General features: G+C 63.7%; 31 protein-coding genes. 4 read left to right on the top strand and 27 right to left on the bottom strand.

The features are described 5' to 3' along the window. Positions 1-90: 90 nt before the first annotated feature. Positions 91-981 carry a response regulator gene (locus MLD24_RS12135; RefSeq protein WP_227173723.1) on the top strand — a complete coding sequence of 297 codons (891 nt, stop codon included), beginning with the start codon at positions 91-93 and terminating at the stop codon, positions 979-981. Here the strand turns inward: MLD24_RS12135 and phoR are convergent. From phoR to flgB, 25 genes are all read right to left on the bottom strand, one after another. Further along, entirely contained in the window at positions 978-2312 is a 1335-nt protein-coding gene (phoR, locus tag MLD24_RS12130) for a phosphate regulon sensor histidine kinase PhoR (RefSeq protein WP_248166830.1), read from the bottom strand. The two genes, MLD24_RS12135 and phoR, sit on opposite strands and share 4 nt — an antisense overlap. A gap of 33 nt (positions 2313-2345) precedes the next feature. Then, positions 2346-3038: a phosphate regulon transcriptional regulator PhoB gene (phoB, locus tag MLD24_RS12125; RefSeq protein ID WP_227173727.1), complete on the bottom strand. Its 693-nt coding sequence runs from the start codon at positions 3036-3038 to the stop codon at positions 2346-2348. A gap of 139 nt (positions 3039-3177) precedes the next feature. Next, positions 3178-4059, bottom strand: coding sequence for a 4-hydroxybenzoate octaprenyltransferase (gene ubiA / locus MLD24_RS12120; protein ID WP_248166829.1), 882 nt, complete (start codon positions 4057-4059; stop codon positions 3178-3180). A 108-nt stretch (positions 4060-4167) separates the two neighbouring features. Next, entirely contained in the window at positions 4168-4452 is a 285-nt protein-coding gene (locus MLD24_RS12115; protein ID WP_248166828.1) for a hypothetical protein, read from the bottom strand. A gap of 262 nt (positions 4453-4714) precedes the next feature. Continuing rightward, entirely contained in the window at positions 4715-5695 is a 981-nt protein-coding gene (locus MLD24_RS12110; RefSeq protein ID WP_248166827.1) for a flagellar motor protein MotB, read from the bottom strand. Then, positions 5695-6591 carry a flagellar motor stator protein MotA gene (gene motA / locus MLD24_RS12105; protein ID WP_227173735.1) on the bottom strand — a complete coding sequence of 299 codons (897 nt, stop codon included), beginning with the start codon at positions 6589-6591 and terminating at the stop codon, positions 5695-5697. The genes MLD24_RS12110 and motA overlap by 1 nt, the downstream gene beginning before the upstream one ends. A gap of 6 nt (positions 6592-6597) precedes the next feature. Further along, positions 6598-7290: a FliA/WhiG family RNA polymerase sigma factor gene (fliA, locus tag MLD24_RS12100; RefSeq protein WP_248166826.1), complete on the bottom strand. Its 693-nt coding sequence runs from the start codon at positions 7288-7290 to the stop codon at positions 6598-6600. Between the two features lie 11 nt (positions 7291-7301). Then, positions 7302-7796, bottom strand: a complete 495-nt coding sequence (locus tag MLD24_RS12095; RefSeq protein WP_248166825.1) for a flagellar basal body-associated FliL family protein — start codon at positions 7794-7796, stop codon at positions 7302-7304. Positions 7797-7810: 14 nt separating this feature from the next. Further along, a complete protein-coding gene (locus tag MLD24_RS12090; RefSeq protein WP_248166824.1) occupies positions 7811-9037 on the bottom strand; it encodes a flagellar hook-length control protein FliK in 1227 nt (408 codons plus the stop codon). Then, on the bottom strand, positions 9034-9330 hold the full coding sequence (locus tag MLD24_RS12085) for a hypothetical protein (RefSeq protein WP_248166823.1): 297 nt from the start codon (positions 9328-9330) through the stop codon (positions 9034-9036). Before MLD24_RS12085 ends, MLD24_RS12090 begins: the two co-directional genes overlap by 4 nt. Positions 9331-9532: 202 nt before the next feature. Next, a complete protein-coding gene (fliS, locus tag MLD24_RS12080; protein ID WP_248166822.1) occupies positions 9533-9913 on the bottom strand; it encodes a flagellar export chaperone FliS in 381 nt (126 codons plus the stop codon). 23 nt (positions 9914-9936) lie between these two features. Then, positions 9937-11208: a flagellar filament capping protein FliD gene (gene fliD, locus MLD24_RS12075; protein WP_248166821.1), complete on the bottom strand. Its 1272-nt coding sequence runs from the start codon at positions 11206-11208 to the stop codon at positions 9937-9939. Positions 11209-11340: 132 nt separating this feature from the next. Continuing rightward, positions 11341-12171: a lateral flagellin LafA gene (gene lafA, locus MLD24_RS12070; RefSeq protein ID WP_248166820.1), complete on the bottom strand. Its 831-nt coding sequence runs from the start codon at positions 12169-12171 to the stop codon at positions 11341-11343. Between the two features lie 283 nt (positions 12172-12454). Next, positions 12455-13456, bottom strand: a complete 1002-nt coding sequence (locus MLD24_RS12065; protein WP_248166819.1) for a hypothetical protein — start codon at positions 13454-13456, stop codon at positions 12455-12457. Between the two features lie 8 nt (positions 13457-13464). Continuing rightward, on the bottom strand, positions 13465-14358 hold the full coding sequence (flgL, locus tag MLD24_RS12060) for a flagellar hook-associated protein FlgL (protein WP_248166818.1): 894 nt from the start codon (positions 14356-14358) through the stop codon (positions 13465-13467). Continuing rightward, the gene (flgK, locus tag MLD24_RS12055) at positions 14358-15695 is read right to left on the bottom strand and encodes a flagellar hook-associated protein FlgK (RefSeq protein ID WP_248166817.1); all 1338 of its coding nucleotides are present in this window, start codon (positions 15693-15695) and stop codon (positions 14358-14360) included. The genes flgL and flgK overlap by 1 nt, the downstream gene beginning before the upstream one ends. A gap of 5 nt (positions 15696-15700) precedes the next feature. Continuing rightward, positions 15701-16114, bottom strand: a complete 414-nt coding sequence (locus tag MLD24_RS12050) for a rod-binding protein (protein ID WP_227173749.1) — start codon at positions 16112-16114, stop codon at positions 15701-15703. Positions 16115-16127: 13 nt separating this feature from the next. Further along, a complete protein-coding gene (locus MLD24_RS12045) occupies positions 16128-17219 on the bottom strand; it encodes a flagellar basal body P-ring protein FlgI (RefSeq protein ID WP_282450616.1) in 1092 nt (363 codons plus the stop codon). A gap of 8 nt (positions 17220-17227) precedes the next feature. Next, entirely contained in the window at positions 17228-17902 is a 675-nt protein-coding gene (flgH, locus tag MLD24_RS12040; RefSeq protein WP_227173751.1) for a flagellar basal body L-ring protein FlgH, read from the bottom strand. Positions 17903-17912: 10 nt separating this feature from the next. Continuing rightward, a complete protein-coding gene (gene flgG, locus MLD24_RS12035; protein WP_227173752.1) occupies positions 17913-18698 on the bottom strand; it encodes a flagellar basal-body rod protein FlgG in 786 nt (261 codons plus the stop codon). Positions 18699-18775: 77 nt separating this feature from the next. Then, positions 18776-19507, bottom strand: coding sequence for a flagellar basal body rod protein FlgF (locus tag MLD24_RS12030; protein ID WP_227173753.1), 732 nt, complete (start codon positions 19505-19507; stop codon positions 18776-18778). A gap of 12 nt (positions 19508-19519) precedes the next feature. Continuing rightward, positions 19520-20716 (bottom strand): flagellar hook protein FlgE, encoded by a 1197-nt coding sequence (gene flgE / locus MLD24_RS12025; protein ID WP_227173754.1) that lies wholly within the window; start codon positions 20714-20716, stop codon positions 19520-19522. Then, a complete protein-coding gene (locus tag MLD24_RS12020) occupies positions 20713-21393 on the bottom strand; it encodes a flagellar hook capping FlgD N-terminal domain-containing protein (protein WP_248166815.1) in 681 nt (226 codons plus the stop codon). Before MLD24_RS12020 ends, flgE begins: the two co-directional genes overlap by 4 nt. 17 nt (positions 21394-21410) lie before the next feature. After that, complete coding sequence (gene flgC, locus MLD24_RS12015) at positions 21411-21848, bottom strand: flagellar basal body rod protein FlgC (protein ID WP_227173756.1); 438 nt, start codon at positions 21846-21848, stop codon at positions 21411-21413. A gap of 19 nt (positions 21849-21867) precedes the next feature. Further along, positions 21868-22245: a flagellar basal body rod protein FlgB gene (gene flgB, locus MLD24_RS12010; RefSeq protein WP_248166814.1), complete on the bottom strand. Its 378-nt coding sequence runs from the start codon at positions 22243-22245 to the stop codon at positions 21868-21870. Positions 22246-22426: 181 nt separating this feature from the next. Here flgB and flgA point away from each other — a divergent pair, with 181 nt between their 5' ends. The 3 genes from flgA to flgN all read left to right on the top strand — a co-directional run bounded on the left by flgA (position 22427) and on the right by flgN (position 23919). Beyond that, positions 22427-23116 carry a flagellar basal body P-ring formation chaperone FlgA gene (gene flgA, locus MLD24_RS12005; RefSeq protein ID WP_248166813.1) on the top strand — a complete coding sequence of 230 codons (690 nt, stop codon included), beginning with the start codon at positions 22427-22429 and terminating at the stop codon, positions 23114-23116. Positions 23117-23230: 114 nt separating this feature from the next. Beyond that, positions 23231-23494 carry a flagellar biosynthesis anti-sigma factor FlgM gene (gene flgM / locus MLD24_RS12000; protein ID WP_227173759.1) on the top strand — a complete coding sequence of 88 codons (264 nt, stop codon included), beginning with the start codon at positions 23231-23233 and terminating at the stop codon, positions 23492-23494. Beyond that, positions 23491-23919 (top strand): flagellar protein FlgN, encoded by a 429-nt coding sequence (flgN, locus tag MLD24_RS11995; protein WP_248166812.1) that lies wholly within the window; start codon positions 23491-23493, stop codon positions 23917-23919. The genes flgM and flgN overlap by 4 nt, the downstream gene beginning before the upstream one ends. On the opposite strand, the gene MLD24_RS11990 is transcribed toward flgN, so the two are convergent. Both MLD24_RS11990 and MLD24_RS11985 read right to left on the bottom strand, forming a co-directional pair. Beyond that, entirely contained in the window at positions 23894-24298 is a 405-nt protein-coding gene (locus tag MLD24_RS11990) for a flagellar FliJ family protein (RefSeq protein ID WP_248166811.1), read from the bottom strand. The genes flgN and MLD24_RS11990 overlap by 26 nt on opposite strands. After that, positions 24298-25614, bottom strand: coding sequence for a FliI/YscN family ATPase (locus MLD24_RS11985; protein WP_282450615.1), 1317 nt, complete (start codon positions 25612-25614; stop codon positions 24298-24300). Before MLD24_RS11985 ends, MLD24_RS11990 begins: the two co-directional genes overlap by 1 nt. Positions 25615-25625: the final 11 nt, after the last annotated feature.

The following is a 25625-nucleotide window of genomic DNA, read 5'->3' as shown; positions in this document are numbered from 1 at the left end:
CATACCGATAACGAACGACAGGTTTGCTCGACGAAAGTTCTCTCGACAAAAGTTCTCTCGACAAAAGTTCTCTCGATAAAGGTTCTCTCTATGGCAGTGTTGAAGGCGTTGGTGGTGGATGATGCCAGCTTCGTGCGCGATCTGGTGAAACGGACGGTTCGCCAGCGATTTCCGGTGATGGAGCTGACCGAGGCAGCCAATGGCAAACGTGCCCAGTCACTGATGTCGAGGACGACCTTCGACCTGATACTGTGCGACTGGGAAATGCCGGAGATGACCGGTCTGGAGCTGTTGCAGTGGATGCGGGAGCAGCCGCAGTACCAGAAAGTGCCATTCATCATGATCACCAGTCGTGGCGACAAGGACCATGTCATTGAAGCGGTCAAGCAGGGGGTGTCTGAATACCTGGGCAAGCCGTTCAGTCCGGAGGGCCTGAGTAAGAAGATCATCAAGGTGATGGGCAAGCGCCTGAAGGAAGCCATGTCGCGCAGTGGCAAATCGATGGCCAGCCCGGCGGACGCGTTCAAGGAGTCGGCCTCGTTGCTGACCCAGAAGCGGGAGCCCGCCGAGTCGCCCAAATCCCCCGCCGTCCCGGCGGACAATCCGTTGCTGCGGGGTGCTGCGTCCAGCCAGCCACCGGCGAGCAAGGCGCGTCCGACCAAGGCGCCGCTGAGCGTGGCCTCGGTGCGCTTCGCCGAGAGTACGCTGCGGTCGGTGGTCAAGGATATTACCCTCAACGAAGTGCGGGTCATTGCCAAACGCGATCAGGACTTTCCCGGCATTCTCGACCAGGCCGTGGTGGACATTGAAGTAGCGGAAGGCCAGATGGCCCGGCTCAACGGTTATGTCCATCAGTTACAGGCAGTGGACAAGCGACAGGACACCGACTTCGTCAGTGTGGTGGTGCGGTTTGTGGACGAGGACCCCCAGAAGCTGGAGGACCTGTCCCGTTTCATTGCCCGCTTCCGTGCCGGCGGTTAGTGGTTCGCCAGGTCCGTGTTGGCCCGTTCTGGCGGCACTTCTACCAGCCGTTCACGGGGGAAGTGGCAGATAAAGGTGCTGCCCTCGCCGATCCGGCTCTGGATCTCCAGATTGCCATCGTGGTTGAGCAGCACGTGCTTGACGATGGCCAGGCCCAGGCCGGTGCCACCGGTTTCCTTGTGGCGGCTCGGGTCGGCGCGGTAGAAGCGTTCGGTCAGGCGCGGAATGTGGATCGGGTCGATGCCGATACCGGTGTCCTTCACCGCCAGGTGAGCGCCCTGACGATCGGTGTACCAGCGCACGTCAATCCGCCCGCCAGCCGGGGTGTACTTCACGGCATTGAAAATCAGGTTCGAGAAGGCGCTGCGAATCTGGCTCTCGTCGCCCCGTAACAACCGCCGCTCGCCCACCTCCACGGTGATCTCGTGCTGCTGCTCTCCGCTCAGGGCCTGGGCGTCATGGCACACCTGACTGATCAGCGCCTGAACGTCGGTGGTGCTGTCGGAGATGGTGTTCTCGCCGGTTTCAATCTTCGACAGCAGGATCAGATCGGTGATCAGCGCCTCCATGCGGGAAGCCTGCTGATCCATGGTGTTGATGGCCCGGCGCCACTTCGGCGGCAGGTCGTCGGCGTTGTCCACCAGGGTTTCCAGATAGCCGCTGATGACAGTCAGTGGAGTGCGCATCTCGTGGGACACGTTGCCGACGAAGTCCCGCCGCATTTGTTCCAGCTGGAACAGCCGGGTGACATCCTTGGCCACGATCAGGCGGTCGTCGTCACCGAACAGACTGATCTGTACCTGCAGGTGAATATGGGGCTTGGAGGGCGATCGCATGTCCAGCGGTTCGCGGTAGTCGCGGGCGTCGAAGTAGGATTTGAACGCCGGTGTACGGATCAGGTTGTGGATATGCTGGCCCCGGTCCGACTGGCGCTGGAATCCCAGCAGGTGCTCTGCTGAGCCGTTCCACCACTCCAGAATACCGCGGGAGTCGGTCATGATCACGCCGTCCCGCATGGCGTTGGTGGATTCCTGAATACGGTTGATCTGCGCCACCAGCCGATCCCTGGTGAGCAGGTGATGCTGTTGCATCTTGTGGAGGCCGTCGAAGATGTCTCCCCACATGCCCAGGCTTTCTGGTGCGCCGTCGGCGGTGGTGGGATTGGCCAGCCAGTGGTAGAGCTTGCGGGCCTGCACCAGGGTCCAGATCAGGTAGATGATCAGGCCGGTCAGCAGGCCCAGCACCGGCTGTCCGAAGAACAGGCCGATGCCAGTGGTCGCAATAAGAAAGCCGACGATCAGTCGCAGATAGCGTGACCAGTTGTGTTGCATGGGCTGTCCATCGTATGGCGGCGAGGAAATGACCTACGCGGCCCGGGTGGAGAAACGGTAGCCGGTACCCCGTACAGTCTGGATCAGGTGATCGTACTTTTCCCCGAGGGCCTTGCGCAACCGGCGGATATGGACGTCCACCGTACGTTCCTCAACGTAGACATTGCCGCCCCAGACCTGGTCCAACAGTTGGGAGCGGGTGTACACGCGCTCCTGGTGTGTCATGAAGAACTGCAGTAGTCGGTACTCGGTGGGGCCCATATTGAGGGCGCCCTCTGCGGTGGTGACCCGGTGGCCGACCGGGTCCAGAGTCAGGCCGTCCACTTCAATCGGGCTTTCCACACCCGGTGGGGTGGCGCGTCGCAGCACTGCCTTCAGGCGGGCGACCAGCTCCCGCGGGGAGAAGGGCTTGGTGATGTAGTCGTCGGCGCCGACTTCCAGGCCCTGAATCTTGTTGTCCTCCTCAACCTTGGCGGTCAGCATGATGATGGGGATTTCCGCCGTGGCTTCTTCTTTCTTCAGCCGGCGGGCCAGCTCGACGCCGCTGGTGCCGGGCAGCATCCAGTCCAGGAGGACCAGATCCGGCTGTTTGTCGATGATCAGGGCATGCGCTTGGCGGGCATCCTCTGCCTCCAGGTAGTTGTAGTCTGCCATCTCGAGGGCAACGGCGATCATTTCGCGGATCGGCGCCTCATCGTCAACGATCAGGACAGTTTTTCCAGACATGAGCAATAACCTGTATCAGACGGGGTTCGGAAGCGGTGTGGGAGCGGGTCACAATCTCCCGTGATAGCTTCTTTGTTGCTGCCTCATTACAACCGCCTACTGTTACAGGTATATGACAGTTGCCGTTGCAACCGGTTCGTCACAGGCGATCGATGAACAGCCCCAGGAACACCACCATCCCGGCCCAGTTGTTGTTGAGGAAGGCTTTGAAGCAGCCGTCACGCTCCCGGTTGCGGGCCAGGTGCTGTTGATAGAGAAACAGGCACGCCATGGCCACCAGCCCCAGGTAGAACGCCAGTCCCAGCTTGGCCTGGCCCCCCACCACCGCCAGTACCAGTACCACCATCGCCTGCAGGCCGCCAATAATGGCCCGGTCGGCGTCACCAAACAGAATGGCGGTGGATTTCACCCCGATCTTGAGGTCGTCGTCCCGGTCCACCATGGCGTAGAGGGTGTCATAGGCGACCGTCCACAGCACATTGGCGGTGAACAGCAGCCAGGCCAGGCGGCTTATGTCACCGGACTCCGCAGCCCAGGCCATGGGAATGGCCCAGGAGAACGCCGCCCCCAGGAACAGCTGGGGCAGGTGGGTGTAGCGTTTCATGAACGGGTAGATGAACGCCAGCAGCAGGCCGCCGAAGGACAGGTAGAGCGTTAGCGCGTTGGTGAACAGTACCACCAGCAGAAACGCCACCAGCGACAGGCCGGCAAACAGCCCTACCGCTTCGACGGGTTTGACTCGGCCGGAGGCCAACGGGCGATCCTTGGTGCGTTTAACGTGGCCGTCGACCTTGCGGTCGGCAAAGTCGTTGATGGCACAGCCGGCTGCGCGCATCAGGAACACCCCGAGGGTGAACACCACCAGGTTGCCGAGGGCGGGAATGCCGTCCGCCGCCAGCCACAGGGCCCAGTAGGTGGGCCAGAGCAGCAGTACGCTGCCGATGGGACGGTCGAGTCGAAGCAGGTGGGCATAGTCCCTGGCGCGGGTCTGCATCGCCGGTGAGACCAGTTCGGAAGCCATATCAGCCGGTTCCTGTTGAGCTGTCGAATGTCGGCGGATTATAGCGCGTCTGGTGGCTGGCGTAGAACCGCGGCGGCCGGAAGGCGCGAAAGGGCCTCTGGCGCGCCGTTAACCGAACAGCTTTGTCAGCAGCCCAACGCTCAGCAGCAGCACACTGAACACCATGGTGTAGAGCATCGGGCGGTCGCCCAGGCGGCGGGACCGGCGGATCACCAGCCAGCTCAGCAGCATGTTGTAGAACACCAGCAGCGCCGGGATCACAACTGCCGCCGGCAGCCGCAGCCCGCCCGCCAGGGAAAAATAGGCGATCACCAGGATCAGATTGAGGATGACCAGGTAGACAATGATCTTCTGGCTCAGGGCGACCCGTCGGGCCTGTATGACTCGTGCCATGCGCGCTCACCCGCCGGATGGCGTCCGGCCTCTGCGGTTGCGGGAGGGGCATCGGTGTGCCGGTCCGGGGCGCCGATGCGTCTGGCCAACAGTATAGATGGTCAGGCGCAGGCGTTGTGGTGATGGCCCCGGAAGGCTGGGATTCCCCCATTACTGATCAATAAGCGACCGCATGGGGGAGAAACTTTAGCAAGCCTCTGATTAACGTCGGATCACCACTGAAGGCCCGGAGCTCGCGTTTTGGGGGCTTGGGAAGGGGGATTCACCGGGTGACCGGCTGGTTCTGGCGGGCCTGCTCCCGGGCCTGGTTGAGCTCGCTGTTGGCCTGGTTGGCGTCGAACAGTCCCATCAGTTCCGCCTGCGCCTGTTCGGTCAGGACCAGGATTTCGATGCGGCGGTTGGCGCTGTCGGTGGGATCATCCGGATTGGCCAGGGTGCGATCAGACATCGCCACCACCTGGAGGAAACGGTCTGACGGCGCGCCGCCGGCCATCAGGACCCGCCGGGCGGACAGCGCACGATCCCCGGAGAGTTCCCAGTTGCCATACTGGCGGCCCTGATAGGGCACGGTGTCGGTATGACCGGAGATCACCAGGCCGTTGTTGATGCGTCCGAACACCGGGGCCAGAGCCAGCAGCATGTCCTCAAAGAAGGGGTGCATGGCGGCCCCGCCACGCTCGAACATCTGGCGGTTGTCGTTGTCCTGAAGCCGAATCCGCAGCCCCTGGGGGACCAGATCGATGGCGAGGTTGTCCATGGCACCCAACTGGCGCCCCATCTCCTCCATCACATCGGCCATCACCTGCAGCGTGGCCAGGTCCGGGAAGGGGGATTCGAAGATGCTGTCGAGGCTGGTGCCATCGCCGGTGCCGGACATCTTGAGGCCATCTTGCCGCTGCTGATTGTGCAGCGAGGTGCCCACACCGTGGTTGCCGCTGGTCAGGATTTCGCTGGCGACCCCCTGGATCAGTGAGGGATAGCCCTCCAGGTCGAACGGGTGGGGGCTGTTGCCCAGTTCGAAGGGGTTGGGCTGGCCATCGAAGATCGAGTAGTTGCGCAGGGTGCTGGAGACCACTTCCCGTTCCTGTTGCGTCGACGCGGACAGAATCCACAGGATCAGGAACAGCGCCATCATTGCCATGGTGAAGTCGGCAAAGGCCACCTTCCAGGCGCCGCCACCGCCGGAGTCGTCGTTGCGACGGCGGCCGCCCCGTTTAATGACAACCGTTTGCTGGGTGCGCATCAGGCGGCCTCGCGCGCTGGCTCTTCGAAGCCGGCTTCATCGCCGTCAGCGTCGTCGATCCAGTTTTCCAGGGTGGCAAAGGACGGTTTGATGTCCAGCTCCAGTACCCGCCGACCGGCATCCACCGCCAGCAAGGGGGCCTTGCCCTCCAGTTGCGCGGTGAGGATGGCCTTGACCGCCTCCAGCAGTGAGACGTGGCGGTGAACCTTTTCATGCAGTGCCGAGGCGGCCGGTTCCAGCACGCCGTAACAGAAGAAGATACCGATGAAGGTACCCACCAGCGCCGCGGCTACGTGCAGGCCGATGGTGGCCAGCGGGCCGTCGAGGTACTGCATGGTAATGATGATGCCGCCAACTGCCGCCAGGATACCGAACCCGGGCATGGCTTCACCGGTGCGATGCAGCGCCTTGGAGGGCTTTAGCAGGTCATCCTCGATCGCCATGATTTCCTGCTCCAGCAGGGCTTCCACCTCATGGGCGTTGGCCTTTCCCATGGACAGCATACGCAGGTTGTCGGCAATAAAGTTGACCAGAATCGGATCGGCCAGCACCAGCGGGTACTGCTGGAACCAGGGGCTTTCAAACGGTTCCTCGACGTGTTCGTCCAGCACCAGCAGACCATTCTGGCGAATGGCGTCCAGCAGGTGGTGCATCAGCATCAGGAACTGACGGGTTTTCTCCGCCTCGTCTTCCTTGCCTCCAAACAGGCCCTTGAGCTGGCGCAGGCAATCCTTCAGCACCACCTTGGAGTTGCCGACAATCATCGACCCCAGGCCGGCCCCCAGGATCACCACCAGCTCCGCCGGTTGCCAGAACGCCGCCAGCTTGCCGCTGGCCATAATGAAGCCGCCGAACACGCCGGCAAGTACGATGACAAGGCCAATGATGATCTGCATAGCGTGTTATTCCCCCAGCAGGCGGTTGAGATGGGCCAGGCACTCTTTGTGCAGCTGGCAAACCCGGGATTCGGTCAGCCCCAGAGTCAGCGCGATCTCTTTCATGTTGAGTTCGTGCTGGTAGTACAGGGCAATGAGCAGCCGCTCCCGCTCCGGCATCTGGGCCATAGCGGAGGCAATGGTGTGCTGCAGTTCGGTGCGGGCGAGGCTGTGGCTGCCAATGTCGCCGCCTTTGGCCAGCCAGTCGTCCAGGCACTGCATTTCTTCCGCCTGACTGTCGTAACGGATCTCCCGGACCTGCGCGCTGGTGACGCCGGCGGCCTCGGCCAGCTCTTCGTCCGTGGGCTCGCGACCCAGCTGGTTGAACAGGGTGCGATGATGGTGGTTCAGGTCATGGCTGGCCTGGCGGACCCGCCGTGGTCGCCAGTCCTGCCGCCGCAATTCGTCGAGAATGGCGCCGCGGATGCGTTTGAAGGCGAAGCTCTCAAACGCCTCATCCGGCTCACCGTAGCGGCGGATGGCCTCCAGCAGGCCCATCAGGCCGACCTGTTCGAAGTCTTCCTGATTGAAACTGGCACTGACCTGGCTGCGCAGGTGGCTGCAGGCCCGCTTGACCAGGTAGGCGAAGCGGTGCAGCAGTTGGCTCTCGCGGGCGGCGAAATCCTCTCCCTGGGAACTGGTGGCGTAGGCGGTCTGCATGGCGCGTTCTCCTACTGGATCACCACGTTGGTGACCAGAACCTCTTCAATGGCCAGGGGCTGGCCGTAGCCTTCGGCGGCCGCCACCAGGCTGGTTTGCAACTGGGCCTGGAGCTGGTCCATGGCCGCCATCTGTTCCCGCACCTCGCTGCGGGTCATGCCGGCGAACTGTTTGAGCAGGGCGTTGCGGATCACCGAGTTCAGCGCCTCGGCCTGCTCCGGCATGCGTGGGTCGTGGCTGACCAGGGACAGCTCCAGCATCATGTAATGCTGGGTCCGCTCATTGGCCAGACTGACCACAAACTTGTCCAGATCCTTGAACAGCGGTGTCTCGCTCATCTGCACCGGTGGCGGTGGTGGTTCCTGGAACAGGCTGGACAGGTCCAGCCGGCCGCTGGAGACCGCCCAGGCGCCGCCACCGACCACGGTCAGCAACAGCAGCAGGATCAGGCTGATGACGATCATCAGCATCTTGTTCATGGCCCCGGCCTGTTGATGTCTGTTCACGGTACTGGTTCTCCTCAAGCGCTGGTACTGAGCCAGCGGTCTGACGGTGTCGGTGAATGGTCGCGGTCATCGGGTGTCGCGGTGGTGTTGGCGATGATCCGTTCGGCCGGCTGTGGCTGGTTGTGGCCGTGACGTTCGCCACCACTGTGCTGGCCCACCTGGACATCGACGGTCTGGCCGTTCTGGGCCATCAGGTCCATGCGCAGGCGTTCCGCATGCTGGGACAGCAGGTCACGGACCTGGCCATTGCTGGCGTGGAGCTGGATGTTGAGGCGATCGCCGTCCATCCGTACGGTCAGCTCAATCCGCCCCAGCTCCGGCGGATCAAGACGCACGCTGGCTTCCTTGACCTGCTGGCTGACCTGCATCTGCAGCCGGTCACCCAGTGCGGCCGCGAGGTCGCGGCTCCACTGGGTATGTTGGGTATCCACCTTGACCGGGGCCCACTCCGCCGCCGGTGTCAGGCGCTGGCTGGCGGCCAGACCGTCGGGACGGGCATCGGCGGCCGGGTTGGTCACCGCGCCGGTCTGGGTGCCGGAACCGCTGGCTTCCCGGCGGGCACTGGCCAGCAGCGCCTCAAACCCGTTGCCGGAGCCGCTACCGCCGTTGGGCAGTGGTGCCCGGGTTTCCAGACTGTTGGGCGCCGCGGTGAGCGGACGACCGGTGTCGGTGGTGGCCCGCTCTGCCGTTGGTGTGGCACTTGTGGTAACGGTCGGAGCCTGGGGCCGAACCGGACCGGCGGTGGCGTCACTGCCCGGGACGGCGAGCGCCCGGGCCGCGGTTTGGGCGGCCGCGTTCGGTTCGGTGCCCGGGGCCGTCGAGGCCGGGGGCACTGGCGTTTGTCGGAAGGCCCGCTCGTTACCCGCGGCCGGATGGATTGCCTCCGCGGCGTCTGCGCCGGTGTCCTGGTCTGCCCCGGGCGCGTCGGCGAGGAGGGCATCGGCATCCTCGCTGGCTGGCTCGCCTGCTGCCGCACCGCCGCGGCTGGCGTCGGCTGATGTCGGCAGATCCGCCCAGGCGTCGGAAGAGCCGTCGGAAGAGGCATCGGCGGTGCGGAAACCGTCCAGTGTTGTCTCCTTGCCTGGTGATCCGCTGGTCGCCGGCGTGGCACCCATCAACGCCTGGAAGGGGCCAGTCGGGGCATCCGTCGCGCTGCCCTGGGACTGGCGGAAACCGGTGGCCGGAGCGGATGAGTGCGTTGAGCCCGAGCTAGACGGTGGCGCTGAGCCGAAGCTGATCATGGTTGCCCCTCCATCTGTTCGTACGCCCGCAGGCCCTCGCTGTGATCCTGCATCCGTTGCAGGCGCTCACCCAGGGCTTCGGCGTGGCGCGTGGCCCGGGTCATGGCGTAACGGTGTGCCTGCTGCAGTTCGGCGAGCGCACCGTTCAGCGTTGACGGCATCGGCCGGGTCCGTTGCAGCAGCTCGTTGACCTGGCGGTCCAGCCCTTCCAGGCGGGCCCAGTCCTGATCATCGGTGGCGGCGCGAAGCTGGGTCGCCAGTTGCTGTATGGAATCCGTAAGCCGTGTGCTCATTGCGGGTGTCCTGTCACATCCAGTGGTGCCGGCAGTGGCGCCAGCGATACCTTGGGCCTGCGCCCGGTGCTGCGATCTGACTTTGCTAAGCAGGGGGTATGCCAACTTGGTTGGCTATAAGAATCAAGGGGTTGCTGGAAGATTTAAGCCGGGGAGGAAGTGGGTTTTCCGCCCCGGCGGAAGCGACCGGAAGTGGCGGCAATCAGGCCGCCATGGCCTGCCAGCCCTCCCGCAGGTCGGACATCACCTGGTGTACCACCTTGAGGCCGGCCGGGTCGTTCTTGACGCTGACATCAAACAGTTGGCGGCCGCAGAAGTCGTACAGCCGGTGCAGTTCCTCCGCGATGGGGCCGCCATTTTCCAGGTCCAGGGCGGTATCCAGGCCGCCAAGGATGTCCATGCAGCGGGTAACGGATTCGGCCTTGCGTTCCAGGTTGCCTGCTGCCAGATGCCCTTCGATGCGGGCCAGCTCGTCCAGCAGACCGTCCACCAGCATCAGCACCAGCTGGTGGGGATCGGCCGAAGCCGCACGGGCTTCCACCTGGGCGTGTTGATAGGCGTCGTAGCCGGTATTGTCGATCATGATCTCACCTGTGAATAAATGGCTTAGAACAGGCCGGCGGTCTGCTGCATCTGCATGACCAGGCTCTGCATCTGGCTGAACTGGTTGACGTAACGGTTGTAGGTTTGCTCCATCCGCAGGTCGAACCGGTCCATCCGGTCCTGCAGTTGGTCGAGACTGGACTGGACCGCATTGCTGGAACTCTTCAGCAGCGAATCGTCACCCTTGGTGAAGGTATCGAGACGGGCATCCAGCTTGGCCAGCAGACCGGTGTCGCCGCCGAAGGTTTCGGTCAGGGCATCGGGGTTGGCGGCCAGGGCGTCGTCGAGACGGCCGCTTTCCAGGGTCAGCTTGCCGGACATGTTGAACTCCAGGCCCAGACCACTGATGCCGGACCCGCTGAGTTCCCGTCGCAGCTGCTGCACCAGCATGCGTGCGGTGCTGTCGCCGGTCACGCCCTTCTGGTTCACAGTATCGACAATGGCGTTGTAACCATCCACCAGGGTTTGTAACTGCTCGCGGGTGGCTTCACCGTCCTGGCCGACGGTAAAGGTCAGCACGTCCCCGGCCGCGGCGTGGGTCTTTTTCAGGTCGATGGTGAGGCCATCAATGGCGTTGTCGAAGCTGTTGGAGGCTGAGGTCAGCTCCAGCGACTGGTTGGCCCCCAGATAGATGCGGGCATCCTGGGCCTGGCTCAGCTCGGTGTGGTTGTCGATGGCGGTCTGGATGTCCGCCATGGCGGGATCGCCACTGGTGGTCATCGACACCACGTTGGCGGCGCCGGTTTCCTCGCTGGTAAGCATCAGTTTGACCGCACCGCCGGTGCGCACGATGGATGCCTGCACCCCCGGGTTGTCGGCGTGGGCGTTAATGGCATCCCGCAGGTCGGTGAGGTCGGCACCGGCACCCAGGCTGGCCATGTCGATGTTGAAGGTGTCGCCGCCAAGGCCAAGGGTCAGCTGGCCGCTGGTGGCCACCGGATCGGTCTCGGAGGCAAAGTCCAGAGCGACCTGGTGGGCGGTGGCAAGCTGATCGATGTTGATCTGGTACTGGCCGGAGGCGGCGTTACCGCTGGCGGTAATGTCGGCATAGCCTTCGGCGGACTGGGTCACGCTGTAGGCTTCCAGACTGTTTTTATCCGCCAGGGCATCGATGGTTGAGTGCAGCTCATTGATCTTGCCGGTCAGCGCCTGGTAGGCCTTGAGCTGGGTCTGGTAGGCGTTCTGGCGCTGGGCGAAGAACTGGTCCTGGGACGCCCGGTCGGCCTGCATGAACTGCAGGGCGAGGGACTGAACGTCAGTACTGCCGTTGATCATGGTCGGGTCTCCTTGGTTGGCCCGGGAACCTTTGGTTGTGTCCTGCGACGGTGGGAGTCAGGCCACAATCAGAGATTCCCCGCTGGGAAAAGCAAGAGCCCCGGGTGGGGCTCAAGCGGGGAACGCCGGGACTTAGCGCAGCAGGGAAGTGACCAGGCCACTCATCTGGTTGGCGTTGCCCAGAACCGAGATGCCGGACTGCATCAGCATCTGCTGTTTGGTCATGTTGGAACTTTCGGTGGCGAAGTCCGCGTCCATGATCCGCCCTTTGGCAGCCTCGGTGTTCTGGCTGATGGAGGCCAGGTTGTTGATGGTGTGCTCGAGACGGTTGACGTTGGCACCCAGCTTGGCGCGAACAGAGCCAACGGCGTCGATCAGGGTGTCGGCCGCATCGATGTTGGTGTCTGCGTTGGCCTGGGTGGTGATGTCAGTCAGGGCGCCGTAGGCAGTTGTAACAGCAGTAACACCGCTGGAGGCGTCCAGGGCCAGGTCTTCACCGGAGCCGGCACCGATCTGGAAGGTTACCGCTGCTGCCAGGGTACCGCCTTCCAGCAGGGTCTCACCGCCGTAGCTGGTTTCCTGCATGATCCGGGTCACTTCCGCGGTCAGCTCCTGGTATTCCGCATCCAGGGCGGCACGGTCGTCAGCGTTGTTGGTGCCGTTGGCAGACTGGGTGGCCAGGTCTTTCATGCGGAAGGCGATGCTGGAGATTTCATCAAGCGCGCCGTCAGCGGTCTGCAGCATGCTGATGGCGTCCTGGGAGTTGCGCTGGGCGACTTCCATGCCGCGGGTCTGAGCGTTCAGACGGTTGGCAATCTGCAGGCCGGCGGCGTCGTCAGCGGCGCTGTTGATGCGCAGGCCGGTGCCCAGACGCTCCATCGCGGTGGAGAGCATGCCGTTGTTCTTGTTCAGGGTGTTCTGGGTAACCAGGGAAGCGAAGTTGGTGTGGATGGACAGTCCCATGATGGTTCTCCTGTGTCTTGGGTCGTACCGCGTTGGCGGTGTTGCGTTGTCTCATGGGAAGAAGAGCGGCCAGTGGCTGGGGAAACTGAAATTCTTCCTGCAATAAAATGCGAGGGTTTTGTTACCGAATGTTGTTGGTGTGAATGTGATTTAAAAACAGTGGCTTGGGCTTGGTTTTGTTGCTGGTCGATCTTGGCAGGATGGGCGCGGCGAGATTGTTCTGAAGAAAGTGGTGTGAAGAAAACGGAGATGTGTTGGTCGGGATTGCCGAATCCGGACGGCTTCAGCGACCGAGCAGAGCAACGACCGAAAAACGGGAGACGTTGGCCTGCGCCATCAGGGTATTGAGCTGAAGCGTGAAATCGCCGTTCTGCAGGGTCTGGCGGACCGCGCCGCTGAGTTCCAGATGCTGTTCGGTCTGGCCGGTGTCGGACGTGCGTAGCTGGGAAATCTGCCGCAGCAATTGCTGGCGCTGATTCTCCAGGGTGCGGCGCTGCTGCTCCAGGGTGCTGAGCAGGTCTCGCAGGCGTTGTTTTTCCGCTTGGACGTTGCCCTTGTCGAGACCGGCCTGGAGCTGCGACAGCTGGTCTGGTTCCGCGCCCAGCTGGATCGGCACCGGATTGCCCGCCGGTACCCGGATGCCCTGGCCCCGGAACACCCAGGGTGAGGATAACAAAGCCTCGGCCCCGCGCAGCCGCAGTTGCCCCTGGTCGTTGCGGTCGGCTTTCAGTCCATGCGGCTCGAAAGCCTGTTGCAGTTGCCGGAGCTGATCATCCGGGCTGCTGTTGGCGGCCAGTTGCAGGGTGAGGGGCTGACCATTGGGCAGCTGGATGTTGAGACGCTCGCCCTGGGGGCGGGGGCTGAGCAGGTCGACTCGGTCCAGCAGGTAGCTGACCTGTTGTGGTCCTTCCCGGTGCTGGAGTCTGAGATTGCCGTCCAGGTGTGGAGTCTGGTTAAGCTGCTTGCGAAGGTCGGCGACCCGTGAGGAGAGCTGGTCGCCGCGAGTCTGGCTGCGTTCCAGTTGGCGCATCAGTTGCAGCAGCTCGCGGTAGCTGTCGACCACCGCCTTTTCCGCGCCCTGCAGATGGGATAGCTGGCTCTGGGCCCGGCCCAGCAGGTCCCAGCGGCCGTGCCGCTCGACCCGCACCGCCATGGCGCTGTGCTCCCGCCGGTCTGCCTGGGTGCTTGGCGCTTTCTCGCTGCTGCTCGGGCCAGACGGTCCCTGTACCCCGGAATTGGGGCGGTGGGGCGCGGAAGCGCGATTGACAGGCAGCTCGGGTTTCATGGCAACGCCTAGAGGTGATTGAACAGGCTCAACTGACTGAGTTTGCTGTACGTCTTCTGGGTGGTGTTCATCGCCAGCTCGATCTGGCTGACCCGGCCCATGGCATCAAGGTAATCCAGATCCTGGATCTTACCACGGATCTTTTCGTTGGTAAGGGCGAGGTCCTCCTGGGCCATATCCAGACTCTTCGCGCTCTTGATGCGCGACCCCACCTCCGTCAGCTTCTGACCGATGCCGTTGACGGTGCGGTCAATGGCATCCAGCATCGCCGGACCTGTGGTATCCAGGGTGGCACTGCCGGTTTCCAGATCGGTGATGAAGTTTTCCAGGTCGGTGAAGAAGTTGCCGCCATTGAAATAGACCGATTCGATGGTCTCGTTGGCGGCCAGGGTCACGCCCTGGGCAACGGGCACTTCCCGTCGCAGGTTGTCGCCCTGGTAGGCCAGGCCGGCGCCGGTGTCGGAGACCGGTGCGGTGTCGAGCTGACTGCCGCTGAACAGGTAATTGCCCTCTTCATCGCGGGCGTTGGCAAAGTTCACCAGGGTGTCTTTGAGGGTTCGCAGCTCCGATGCCATCGCCTGGCGGTCGTCATTGGTGGCGGAATCGTTACTGGCGGCCAGTGCCAGATCCTGAACCCGCAGCAGGGCATTGAAGCTGGTGTTGAGGTAGGTCTCACTCTGCTCCATCCGGCTCATGACCCGGGTGGCGTTGTCACGGTACTGCTGGTAACTGGTCTGTTCCCGCTCCAGGCCAATCAGGCTGACGGTGCCCAGGGGATCGTCGGAGATGCGGTTGATCCGCAGTCCCGAGCTCATCTGGGTCATCACATCGGCGTAGGATTTGTCCTGCTGGCGCAGGCCCTGCAGAACTATCTGGTTTAACTGGCCGCTACTGACTCGCATTAGAACATCCCCAGTAAGGTGTTGAAGACCTGATCGGCGGTGCTGATGACCTTGGCGTTGGCCTGGTAGGCCTGGGTAAAGGTCATCAGCCGGATCGCCTCTTCATCCTGGTTGACGCCACTGACCGAGTCGCGCTGGTTCTGGGCGTCGTGCAGCAGTGACTGGCTGGCATCCGCCTGGGCCTGAGCCTGGGCGCTGCCGATGGCGATGTCGCCGACCAGTCCGCTGAAGTTGTCGTAGAAGCCGGTTTTCAGGGCCACGACGTCGAGCAGGTTGCTGTTGTCACCGCTGCCGCCGACCGGGTTGCCGCTGCCGTCATCGCCAATGAACGCCAGTTCCTCGGGAGTGATCGCCGGGTTGAGTTCAAGGGTGCCGGAGGGCGACGCCGGGTCGTACTGGAACAGCGCGGCACCCGGGTTGCCGTTGAGGTCGAAGCCGGCCGCCAGCTGGTTGTTGATCTGGTCGGCGAGATCCTGGGCCTGGGTGTCGAGGCGGCCCCGGATGTCCGCCAGGGTCACGTCGCGGTAGGTCAGCAGGGCCCCCATTTCACCGCCCGGCTGGTCCACCGGGAAGTTCTGGCCTTCCAGCTCCAGGCTGAGGGTGCCGCCGCTGAAATCCAGCGTGGCGGACTTGTTGCCCAGCACCAGGGGCTGGCCACTGGACAGCGTGACGTTGACCCGGCCATCCGGAAACGCCTGGGTTCGCAGCTCCATGTGACCGGCCAATTCCTTGATCGCCAGGTCACGCTGGTCCTGAAGCTGGGCGGTGTTGCCACCGCGGGCCTGGACATCGGCAATGCGCTCGTTGAGGCGGGCGATGCTGGCGGTCTGGCTGTTGATGGTGGCGGTCATCGCCACTGCCTGTTCGTCGATCTGCCGCTGCTGGATGTCGAGGTTGTGAGCCAGTTGGTTGAAGCGGTCCGCCAGCGCGCTGGCACTGGCGAGGATCTGCTGTCGGGTGGCGATGGACTGGGGGGCTTCGGTGGCGGCGTTGAAGGCGGCAAACAGGGTGTCGAGCCCCTTGTTGACGGAGAGTTCGTCGCTGCCGACGATGCCTTCCACCTGCTGCACCAGGGTCTGCATGCGGTCGTCGTAACCGAACTGGCTGCTGGCCCGCCACAGGGTTGCTACCCGGTAGTCATCGGCGATCCGGCGGATGGCGGTGACTTCCACGCCGTTGCCAGCGCTGAGCCGGTCATTGCCACCGCCCCGTGACATCAGCACGGCGTCCTGCCGGGTGTAACCCGGGGTGTTCAGGTTGGCAATGTTCTGGCTGGCGACCTCCAGCACTTTCTGGGACGCGGACAGGCCGGACAGACCGTTCAGCAGCAGGCTCATGGTGGTTAGGTCTCCTTGTCGTGCGGCCGGTTAAGGGGCTGTTGAAAAGCCGCCGAGTTCACAGAGGGAGAAGCGACCACCGGCCCGGAATTCTTTAATGGCTCCGGCGATTCGGTGCCAGTGTGACCGCCGAGCTGCTGTACCAGGGCATCGGCCAGGCCCATGCTGCCGCGTTTGGCCATGTCGCTGGCCAGCTGGCCGTCGGCCATCTGCTGGTAGAACTGCTGCTGTTGACTGCTGAAGGGACTGTTGTCGTCGGCAATGGCCTCGGTGGCGCTGCGCATGTTCTTCAGCACCATCTGCAGGAACATCGCCTCAAACTCGCTGGCGGCCGCTTCCAGGCCTTCGCGGCCCTTGAGCTGCTTGAGCTTGGAGGTGTCCTGGTAAAACGTTGGCGTCGTGGTATCGATACGGCTCATCTTGATTCCTTACTCAGATCACGACCAGGTCACCTTCCAGGGCACCGGCTTCGTCCAGCGCCTGGAGGATCGACATGATGTCACTGGGCGCCGCGCCCAGACTGTTGACCGCCCGCACAATGGTGTCCAGGTCGGTGCCTTCGGGCCACACGAACATGTGGGGCCGCTCCTGCTCGACGTTGATGCGGGAGTCCGGGGTGGCAACGGTGCGGCCGTTACCAAAGGCCCGGGGCTGGGACACGTTGGTGTCCTCGGAAATGGTTACGGTGAGGTTGCCGTGGCTGACCGCCGACTTGTGTACCTTCACCCCCTGGCCCATGACCAGGGTGCCGGTGCGGCTGTTGAACACCACCCGCGGGCGGTTGCGGCCTTCCTCCACATTGATGTCTTCCAGCATCGACATGAACACCACCCGCTGGTCCGGCTGCACCGGTGCATTGACGTGGATACGGCCGGAATCCTGGGCGGCGGCCACGCCCGGACCAAAGACCCGGTTGATGGCCAGCTCAACGTTACGGGCGGTGCGGTAATGAGGCGCTTTCAGGGTCAGGGTGACCTGTTGCGGCAGCTGTTCCTGCACCGGCACTTCCTGCTCAATGATGGCGCCCTCGGGAATGATGCCAACGGTGGGGATGTTGACCTGCACCGAGGAGCCGTCGCGGCCACGGGCGCCGAGCCCGCCCACCACCAAGTTGCCCTGGGCGACCGCGTAAATCTCGCCGTCGACCCCGTGCAGGGGCGTCAGCAGCAGGGTACCGCCCTGCAGGCTGCTGGCATCGCCGATGGAGGACACCGTCACGTCCAGGGTCTGGCCGCTGCTGGCAACGCTGGACAGGGTGGCGTGCACCGAGACCGCGGCGACGTTGCGCAGCTTGGGATCGACGTTCTCCGGCAGTTGAACACCAAACTGCTTGAGCATGTTGGTCATCGACTGGCTGGTGAAACGCACCTGGTTACGGTCGCCGGTGCCGGTCAGGCCGACCACCAGGCCATAGCCGATCAGCTGGTTCTGGCGCAGGCCTTTGACGTCCACCAGGTCCATCAGTGACCGGGCCTCGGCGGAGAGGGTGAGCAGTAACAGCAGGCAGCTAAGCAGGGTTCTCATTGCAAACCTCAAAACGGGAACAGGGGGCTCTGGAAGAAGCGGGTCAGCCAACCGGGCTGATTGGCTTCTGCCAGCGAGCCGCGACCGGCGTAGGTGATCTGGGCGTTGGCAATGCGCTGGGAGGAAATGCGGTTGCCGTCGTCGATGTCATCGACCCGCACCAGCCCCTTGAGACGGATGAACTCATCGCCCTGGTTGAGACGCAGCCATTTCTCGCCCTTGATCGACAGCACGCCGTTGGCCATGACATCCGCCACCGTGACGGTGATGTAGCCACTGAGGGAGTTGCGCTGATTGGCGCTGGCCTCGCCGGAGAACTCACGCTGGGCGTTGAGTTCCGCGGTCAGCTCCTCAATGGTCTTGGTGCCGAAGGTGGGGGCACCCATCGACAACCCGGAGCTCTTGCCCATGGAGGCGCCGGAGCGTTTGGAGGACTCGGTGGCCTCGTCCAGGGTGACCGTGAGGATGTCGCCGATGCGATAGGCTCGCCGGTCCTGAAACAGAGTAAACAGTTGCGCCGAAGCGTACAGACTGCCCGGCCCACGTCGGGCTTCACTGGCATCCACCACGGTCGGCGCCCAGGCCTCCTCACCGGGCTGGGGCACCGCCACGTCGTAGTGGGCGCTCTGGCAACCGGCCAGCAGCAGGCTGGCCAGGGTGAGCAGGAGGGTCAGGCTACGCACGGCAAACTCCTTACATTGACTGGCTGGCAAAGCGCAGCATTTCGTCAGTGGCGGACACCACCTTGGCGTTCATCTCGTAGGCACGCTGGGTGGCGATCATGCTGACCATTTCTTCCACCACCGAGACGTTGGAGCTTTCCAGGCTCTTCTGCTTCAGCGGACCCAGGGCATTCTCTCCCGGGATGCCTTCCAGCGGCTGGCCGGAGGAGGCGGTTTCCAGGAACAGGTTGCCACCCTGGGCTTCCAGGCCAGCGGGGTTGGCGAAATTGACGGTGGCGATCTGGCCGATCTGCTGGGGCACCGGGTCGCCGGCCAGCTTGGCCATCACAATGCCGTCGGTGCCAATGCTGACGCCGACCGCATCCTCGGGGATCTGGATCTGTGGTACCAGTGGCAGGCCACTGGTGTTGACCATCAGGCCTTCGGCGTTGCGCTGGAACTGACCGTTACGGGTGTAGGCCAGCTCACCATTGGGCTGTTCAATCTGGAAAAAGCCCTTACCGACGATGGCCACATCCAGGTCCTGGCCAGTGTTCTCGAAGTTGCCCGGGGTGTGGACTTTCTCGGTGCCCGCCAGGCGCACACCGGTGCCGACCTGCACGCCGGTGGGCAGCTGGTTCTGGAAATCCTGCTGGGCGCCGGGCTGGCGTTCGATCTGGTAGAACAGGTCCTCAAAGGACGTCCGGTCACGCTTGAACCCGACGGTGTTGACGTTGGCCAGGTTGTTGGAAATGGTGGCCATCTTGACGTCCTGGGCGGCGAGGCCGGTCTTGGCGACCCAAAGTGCTGCCTGCATGACTTGTCTCCTGTCTCAATCTTGGGAAATCGTTATCGGTTCGGAAAACTGGCGTTGGCCAAGCGGTCGGTGACCGCTTAGCCGCCTCGAACCAGTCGGTTACCGGCGTTGGAGTTCTCGTCGGCCGCTTTCATCATTCGCATCTGGATCTCAAAGGTTCGGCTCAGCGCCATGGTGGTGACCATCTCGTCCACCGGATTGACGTTGGACTGTTCCAGATGGCCCGACACCACCAGAACCTCCGGGTCGGCTGCGGCGGCTTCACCGTCGGCGAGACGGAACAGGCCGTCTTCACCCTTGCGGAGCTGGTCCAGCGGCGGGTTGACCAGTTTCAGCTGACCGGCTTCCAGCTGGCCACCGCCGGGGGGCGTCACTGAGATGGTGCCGTTGTCACCGATGCTGATGGCCTGGTATTCGGGAATGGCGAGCTGACCACCGCCGGCGCCGACTACTTCCCGGCCGCGGATGCGCAGCTGGCCCTCGGCATCGAGACTGAGGTTGCCAACCCGGGTGTAGGCCTCGTTGCCGGCCTCGTCGATCACCGCCAGGAAGCCGGCGCCGCGGATGCCCACGTCGAGGTCGCGGCCGGTGGTTTCCAGTCGCCCGGGGGTGAAGTCGGTGACCGCACTCTGGCTCTGGCTCAGGTACTTGGTCTCCAGGCCCGCCCCCTTCACCTGGTATGTCTCGGCGCGTTCGAAATCACGGCGAAACCCGGTGGTGCTGCTGTTGGCCAGGTTGTTGGCGTGGATGCGCTGCGCCGTGAGGGTGTGCAGCGCGCCGCTCATTGAGGTGTAGAGGTAACGTTCCATGGTCGGGCCCTATTACATGTTGCTGAACAGCACCTGGGTGAGCTGGTCGGCGGTGCTGACGCTCTTGGCGTTGGCCTGGTAGTTGCGCTGGGCGGTCATCAGGTTCACCAGTTCGCCGGTCAGGTCGACGTTGGAGCCTTCGTAGGCGCCGGGAGTCAGGGTGCCAAGGGCGCCGGTGCCAGCGGTGCCGGTAACGGCGTCACCGGAGGCGAAGGATTTGGTCCAGGTGGTGCTGTCGGCCTGGGACAGGCCGCCCGGATTGGCAAAGTTGGCCAGTATCACCTGACCCAGCAGCCGGTCGCGGCCGTTGGTGTACACCGCCGAGACGGAGCCATCTTCATCCACCCGCAGCCCGGTCAGGTCACCGGAGGCGAAACCGTCGGTGGCGTTGGCGGTAACCGCGAAGTCACCGGCGTACTGGGTGGTGCCAGTGAGGTTGAGGTCAAAGTTCATGACATCCGCGCCAGTAGTGGCACTCGGGTCATAGGTGAGGGCGACCGGGCCGGCCGGGGTATTGAGACTGCCATCCGAGTTGAAGTTCACGGCCGTCGGCGCGCCCATGGCGGCGCCGTTCATATACATGTGCACATCCCAGGTATTGGCGCCGGTTTTCACCATGTACTTGGTCAGGGTGTGCTCATTGCCAAGGGAGTCGTACACCTCACTGGAGTAGGAAAAGTTGTAGGTGTTGGTGTCGTTCGGATCCAGCGGTGCGACGGCCGGCACAGGCGCATCGGCTTTGAAGTTGGCCACGAAATCCAGGCTGGTGGAGGCCTGGGCCGGTACCGTGGCGGCCTGTACCTTGAGGTCGGTCAGCACACCCGGAACCAGATCGCCGTTGGCGTTGACGCCGTAACCCTGGAGTTTCATACCGTTGGCGGTGGTGACGAAGTTGTTGGCGTCCTTGCTGAACATGCCGGCGCGGGTGTAGCGGTCCTGGCCGTTCTGATCCTTGACGATGAAAAAGCCCTGGCCGGAGATGGCCATGTCCAGCTCACGGCCGGAGAAGTTCTTGTTGCCGTCCTTGCCGAAGTTCTGCGACACGTTATTCATCTCCACACCACCAGGCTGACCGCCGGAGTAGAGTGCGGCCAGTTCCGGGCGGCTGGCCTTGAAGCCCGCCGTGGACACGTTGGCAATGTTCTGGGAGATCACATCCAGAGACTGGTTGGTGGTGCGCAAACCGCTAAGACCGATGTTGTAGCTCATGAACGTCCTCCAAGGAATTCGCTGATACTGAACAGGGAAACACTGCCCACGCCGGCAACCTGCAGGCGGATGTCGCTGCCATCGGACGGCACGCTGACTTTCTCAACGGTACGCTGCAGCTTGGGCGGGTAGGTGGTGAGGTCATCGCCGTTGCGGGCGATCACCTCCAGGGTGTATTGGCCGGCATCCAGCTCCGGCAGAGTAAAGGCGGTTTCGCCGGCGTCGCGGGCGCCCAGATTGACCGACTCCACTACGTTGCCAGCGGCGTCGAGGGCACGGACTTCCACCTCACTGGCGGCGGCGGGCAGGGCCACGGTGCCGGTGAGTTCCTCTTCCGCATCCAGGTTGATGCGATCCACCGGAATGCTGACCTGCTTGCCGGCCAGGTTGGTGCTCTGCAACACCTGCAGGGTGTCCATCAGCACGTTGTTCTGGTTCTGCAGTTTGCCCATGTTCTCGATGCCTTCAACGGTGGAGAACTGGGCCAGTTGGGCGACGTACTCGGCGCCGTCCAGCGGGTTAAGCGGGTCCTGATTCTTGATCTGCGCCACCATCAGGGTGAGGAACTCGTTCTTCAGTCCCGCGGCGCTGTTGTCATTGCCGGCAATGGCGTTGGCGGTCGTGCCGGTGTTCGTCGCGCCGCCGGTTTCGCGGTTCTGCATGGCTGAAACGGTCATGTCGGTTCCCTATCCCCTCAGGACTGGCCAAGGCGCAGCAGGCCCTGCTGCATGCTGTTGACCCGGCTGACCATGTCCACCGAGGTCTGGAAATTGCGCGACGCCGACATCATGTCTGCCATCTCTTCCACCACATTGACGTTGCTGTAGTAGACGTAGCCATCGCCGTCGGCAATGGGGCTGCCGGGCTCGTGACGACGCTCGATGGCGCGGTCGGATTCGGTGACACCGGCGATGCCGACACTGGCGGCGGCCAGACGTTGGCTGGTGACCGGGCTGCGGGTCTCCAGACTCTGATAGAGGCTGGCGAACACCGGCTTGATGGCGCGGAAGGCATCTTCCTCACTGCCCGCGGCGCTGTTGGCGTTGGCCAGGTTGGAGGCGACGGTGTTCAGTCGAACCGACTGGGCGCGCATGGCGCTGCCGGCAATGTCGTAGATGTTGTGGAATGCCATGGTTTGGCTCCTCGATCCGTTATCCGTCGATGGCCTTGCGCAGGCCGGAAATTTTCATGTTCAGGAACGTCAGGCTGGTCTGGAAGTCCATCGCGTTGGCGGCGAACTGGGCCTGTTCCACGCCGAGCTCGGCGGTGTTGCCGTCTTCGGACGGTTGCATCGGCACCCGGTACTTGAGATCCCGGCTGGCATCGAGGCTGGGTGCGGGCAGGCCGCTGTGGTGGCCGTCCAGCTCCCGGGCGACCCGCTGCAGGGAGGCCTTGAAGTCGAAATCACGGGACAGGTAGCCCGGGGTATCAACGTTGGCCAGGTTGCTGGCGAGGATGCGGGAGCGTTCCATCCGCATCGACAGGGCGTATTGATGGACGCCCAGTGCCTTGTCCACAATAAGTGCCATGGTTGGTCTCCAGTGCCATGCAGTGAGATTTCCTGCTACCGTACTAACAAGGTATGTGCCAACTTTTAGATTCTATAAATCAAGGGGTTACTGATTGAGGGCGGAAGTGGGGAAGGCAGGGCGGAAATCGTGGTTTCCGCCCCGGAAGTGGCAGGTTCCCCTGACGGGCGGGGCACTGCTGTTGGTCTGGCTGCTGGCCGCTGGTGGTGTTCAGGCCCAGAACCAGAATCGGGCGGACCTGGTGGCGCGGGTCACCGCGGACGCCGAGCGCCAGGTCCAGCGTTACGCCCGTCAGCGTGGTTGGGTCAATTTCGATTACCAGGTGGAAGCCTGGGTGCCGGGAGCCGCGGACCAGCATCCCGGCTGCCAGGGCGAGCTGGTGGTGGCGCCGGCCCAGGCCTCCGGGCGAATCTGGGGGCGGGTGCCCTATCGCATCGGCTGCAGTGAGCCGGAATGGGAACTGCGGGCGCGGGCGGAAGTATCGCTCAAGGTTCCGGTGGTGACGGCCCGGCGGACGGTGCGCCGGGGTGAGAGCCTGAACCGGGACACCATGCGGCTGGCGGTGCGGGACCTGGCCGACATCTACGGCGATTTTGTGACCGACATCCGCATGTTGCGGGGGCTGCGGACCCGGCGCGCGATCCGTGGTGGCCAGGTCATCACCCTGGACCTGGCGGAAGCACCGCTGCTGGTGGAGCGAGGCGACCAGGTGCTGATCCGGGTCGAGGCCGACGGCGTGGTTGCCTCGATGACCGGCGAAGCGCTCCAGAGCGGCAGCAAGGGGGAGGGTATCCGGGTGCGGAACCATTCGTCCGGCAAGGTCATCACCGCCTGGGTGGTGGAGCGGGGCATCGTCGAAACCCGATTCTGATGGGCCCTGGACCGGTGCGGATACCTGCCAACGCATTTTTTCCAAGTTCGGTTACAGTTTCGCCGGCAGCCGGTCGCTATACTCTGACAGAGACACTGATTGGGTTTGAATGCTATGAAAATCAATCACGCCACGACACCGGTTACCAGCGCCAACCAGCGTGCCAACGCCGCCCGCCATGACCAGGGGGCGACCAGCAGCACGGCCGCCAGTGCGACGCCAGAACTGCAGAGCCGCGGTCTGGAAAAGTCCCTGGCGGACGCCTCCGATGTCGACATGACCCGGGTTAATGCCCTGCGTCAGGCCATCGCCGAAGGTCAGCTCGATCTGGACCCGGCGGTACTGGCGGAAGCGGTGCTGGACCTACACGGCTCATGAGCGCCAAGGCTGCCCTGGCGGAGCTGACCCGGGGAATCCGTGCCGACCTGGCGCGTTGCCAGGGGTTGCAGCCACTGCTGGTGGAGCAGCAACGGCTGCTGGCGCGCACTGACGCCGAGGCGCTGCAGCCGCTGGGAGAGCAGATCGGTGACGCGTTGGCGGCGCTGGAAGTCAGTGCCGGCCGTCGGGGGGAAATCCTGGTGGGCCTGGGACTGAACGCCGATGCCGGCGGTTTTGAGCGGCTGTTGACCAAACTGCCACCGGCCCTGGCCGCGGAATTGCGATCGCTTTGGCGGGAACTGGAGGCGTCACTGGTGCGCTGCCAGGCCCTGAATGAGCGCAACGGCGAGCTGCTGGCCAGTCACCGCACGGCGCTGGATGATCTTCTGGGCACCACCACTAACCCTTACGACCAGCTCCGTTGAGCCAGTCGTCCACCTGTCCCTGCTCCTGGCGCCGCTGGCGCTGCTGATCCTGCTGCTGGCGCCGTCGTACCAGCAACTCCAGTCCCTTGACCTTACCGAACTGCGCCAGCAATGCCCGCTGCCGTGCTTCCAGTTCCTTGCCCGCCAACAGCAATTCGTCGGCCTGCTGATCCAGTAGCTGGTTGAGCTGATGGCGCATGGTCAGTCGGTTCTGGTGCACCAGCGCATTGCCGCTGGCGCCGCTGGCCATGCTGTCGACATAGAACTTCAGGCTGTCGTAGCGCTGCTGTTCCTGCTGGTGGCGCAACTGCTGCTGTTGCTTGTCGTTGCCCAGGCGTTCCAGGGTTTTCTGCTGCTGGTCGAGGAAGCGGTGGAACATCAGCCAAACAGCCCTTGCAGTTGTTGCAGGCTCTGGTCATAGCCTGCCGGTTCGTCGATCGCCTGCTGCAGGAAGCTCGCCAGCCGGGGATGCGTCTGTACGGCTTCATCCAGCTCCGGGTCCTGGCCGGCGTGATAGCCGCCAAGGGGAATCAGTTCCCGCACACTCTGGTAACGGGACAGCAGCCGGCGGAAGCGTGCAGCGGTCTGCTGGTGGTCGCGGTCGGTGACCTGGGGCATGACCCGGCTGATGGAGGCATTGATATCAATTGCCGGGTAGTGGCCGGCTTCCGCCAGCTCGCGACTGAGGATGACGTGACCGTCGAGGATGGCGCGGGCGGCGTCGGCAATCGGGTCCTGCTGGTCATCACCTTCCGCCAGCACCGTGTAGATGGCGGTCAGTGAACCTTCACCTTCGCCGTTGCCGGCACGTTCCGCCAGCCGGGTCAGGGCGGCGAACACCGATGGCGGGTAGCCCCGGGTTGCCGGCGGTTCGCCGATGGCCAGTGCCAGTTCCCGCTGGGCCTGGGCATAGCGGGTAAAGGAATCCATCAACAGCAGCACGTCCTGGCCCTGGTCGCGATAGTATTCCGCCAGCCGGTGGCAGGTCTCGGCGGCCCGCAGTCGCATCAGCGGAGACTGGTCCGCCGGCGCGGCGATCACCACCGAACGGGCCAGGCCTTCCGGCCCCAGGGCGTCTTCAAGAAACTCCCGGACTTCCCGTCCGCGTTCACCGATCAGGCCCACCACAATCACGCTGGCCTGGGTAAACCGGGTAATCATGCCAAGCAGCACACTCTTGCCCAGACCGGCGCCGGCAAACAGCCCCAGACGCTGGCCTTTGCCCGGTGTGAGCAGGGCGTTGATGGCGCGGACCCCGACATCCAGTGGTTCCCGCACCGGCCGCCGTTTCAGCGGATTGGGGGGCGCCGCGTGCAGCGGCAGGCGGTCGCCACTGACGGCGGGACCGTCGTCGAGGGGCTGCATCAGGCCGTCAAAGGTGCGGCCAAGCAGGTTGTTGCCCACCGGCAGTTGCAGATCGTCGTCCAGGCGCTGGACCCGGGCCCCGGCGTACAGGCCACCGACCGCGCGGTAGGGCATCAGGAAGGCGGTGTCGCGGTCAAAGCCGACCACTTCCGCCAGCACCGGGTCGCCCTGGTGGGTGTCCACCAGGCAGCGTTGGCCAATCACCAGTCGACAGCCGACGACTTCCAGGGTAAGTCCGGTCACCCGCACCAGGCGGCCGGTGACGGTCTCCCGTGGCACTTCCCGCAAGCGCTCGGCGGCGCGCGCCAGCTGTTCGGGCAAGGTGTTCATGCGCGGGTTCC

It is taken from the genome of Marinobacter xestospongiae (assembly GCF_023156385.1).
Taxonomy (GTDB): domain Bacteria; phylum Pseudomonadota; class Gammaproteobacteria; order Pseudomonadales; family Oleiphilaceae; genus Marinobacter; species Marinobacter xestospongiae.
This window is presented reverse-complemented; position numbering and strand designations above follow the sequence as displayed.

What these genes read in the sequence shown, in the direction of transcription:
- flgG (WP_227173752.1), bottom strand. Translation starts at nt 18,698, where the DNA reads ATGCAGGCAGCACTTTGGGTCGCCAAGACCGGCCTCGCCGCCCAGGAC.
- fliD (WP_248166821.1), bottom strand. Translation starts at nt 11,208, where the DNA reads ATGATCAACGGCAGTACTGACGTTCAGTCCCTCGCCCTGCAGTTCATG.
- MLD24_RS12135 (WP_227173723.1), top strand. Translation starts at nt 91, where the DNA reads ATGGCAGTGTTGAAGGCGTTGGTGGTGGATGATGCCAGCTTCGTGCGC.
- MLD24_RS12045 (WP_282450616.1), bottom strand. Translation starts at nt 17,219, where the DNA reads ATGAGAACCCTGCTTAGCTGCCTGCTGTTACTGCTCACCCTCTCCGCC.
- phoB (WP_227173727.1), bottom strand. Translation starts at nt 3,038, where the DNA reads ATGTCTGGAAAAACTGTCCTGATCGTTGACGATGAGGCGCCGATCCGC.
- MLD24_RS11990 (WP_248166811.1), bottom strand. Translation starts at nt 24,298, where the DNA reads ATGTTCCACCGCTTCCTCGACCAGCAGCAGAAAACCCTGGAACGCCTG.
- flgC (WP_227173756.1), bottom strand. Translation starts at nt 21,848, where the DNA reads ATGGCATTCCACAACATCTACGACATTGCCGGCAGCGCCATGCGCGCC.
- motA (WP_227173735.1), bottom strand. Translation starts at nt 6,591, where the DNA reads ATGCAGATCATCATTGGCCTTGTCATCGTACTTGCCGGCGTGTTCGGC.
- MLD24_RS12115 (WP_248166828.1), bottom strand. Translation starts at nt 4,452, where the DNA reads ATGGCACGAGTCATACAGGCCCGACGGGTCGCCCTGAGCCAGAAGATC.
- fliA (WP_248166826.1), bottom strand. Translation starts at nt 7,290, where the DNA reads ATGCAGACCGCCTACGCCACCAGTTCCCAGGGAGAGGATTTCGCCGCC.
- fliS (WP_248166822.1), bottom strand. Translation starts at nt 9,913, where the DNA reads ATGATCGACAATACCGGCTACGACGCCTATCAACACGCCCAGGTGGAA.
- MLD24_RS12110 (WP_248166827.1), bottom strand. Translation starts at nt 5,695, where the DNA reads ATGCGCACCCAGCAAACGGTTGTCATTAAACGGGGCGGCCGCCGTCGC.
- lafA (WP_248166820.1), bottom strand. Translation starts at nt 12,171, where the DNA reads ATGGGACTGTCCATCCACACCAACTTCGCTTCCCTGGTTACCCAGAAC.
- flgN (WP_248166812.1), top strand. Translation starts at nt 23,491, where the DNA reads ATGAGCGCCAAGGCTGCCCTGGCGGAGCTGACCCGGGGAATCCGTGCC.
- ubiA (WP_248166829.1), bottom strand. Translation starts at nt 4,059, where the DNA reads ATGGCTTCCGAACTGGTCTCACCGGCGATGCAGACCCGCGCCAGGGAC.
- MLD24_RS12090 (WP_248166824.1), bottom strand. Translation starts at nt 9,037, where the DNA reads ATGATCAGCTTCGGCTCAGCGCCACCGTCTAGCTCGGGCTCAACGCAC.
- flgK (WP_248166817.1), bottom strand. Translation starts at nt 15,695, where the DNA reads ATGAGCCTGCTGCTGAACGGTCTGTCCGGCCTGTCCGCGTCCCAGAAA.
- MLD24_RS11985 (WP_282450615.1), bottom strand. Translation starts at nt 25,614, where the DNA reads ATGAACACCTTGCCCGAACAGCTGGCGCGCGCCGCCGAGCGCTTGCGG.
- MLD24_RS12085 (WP_248166823.1), bottom strand. Translation starts at nt 9,330, where the DNA reads ATGAGCACACGGCTTACGGATTCCATACAGCAACTGGCGACCCAGCTT.
- MLD24_RS12065 (WP_248166819.1), bottom strand. Translation starts at nt 13,456, where the DNA reads ATGAAACCCGAGCTGCCTGTCAATCGCGCTTCCGCGCCCCACCGCCCC.
- flgL (WP_248166818.1), bottom strand. Translation starts at nt 14,358, where the DNA reads ATGCGAGTCAGTAGCGGCCAGTTAAACCAGATAGTTCTGCAGGGCCTG.
- flgM (WP_227173759.1), top strand. Translation starts at nt 23,231, where the DNA reads ATGAAAATCAATCACGCCACGACACCGGTTACCAGCGCCAACCAGCGT.
- MLD24_RS12020 (WP_248166815.1), bottom strand. Translation starts at nt 21,393, where the DNA reads ATGACCGTTTCAGCCATGCAGAACCGCGAAACCGGCGGCGCGACGAAC.
- MLD24_RS12050 (WP_227173749.1), bottom strand. Translation starts at nt 16,114, where the DNA reads ATGAGCCGTATCGATACCACGACGCCAACGTTTTACCAGGACACCTCC.
- flgB (WP_248166814.1), bottom strand. Translation starts at nt 22,245, where the DNA reads ATGGCACTTATTGTGGACAAGGCACTGGGCGTCCATCAATACGCCCTG.
- MLD24_RS12030 (WP_227173753.1), bottom strand. Translation starts at nt 19,507, where the DNA reads ATGGAACGTTACCTCTACACCTCAATGAGCGGCGCGCTGCACACCCTC.
- flgE (WP_227173754.1), bottom strand. Translation starts at nt 20,716, where the DNA reads ATGAGCTACAACATCGGTCTTAGCGGTTTGCGCACCACCAACCAGTCT.
- phoR (WP_248166830.1), bottom strand. Translation starts at nt 2,312, where the DNA reads ATGCAACACAACTGGTCACGCTATCTGCGACTGATCGTCGGCTTTCTT.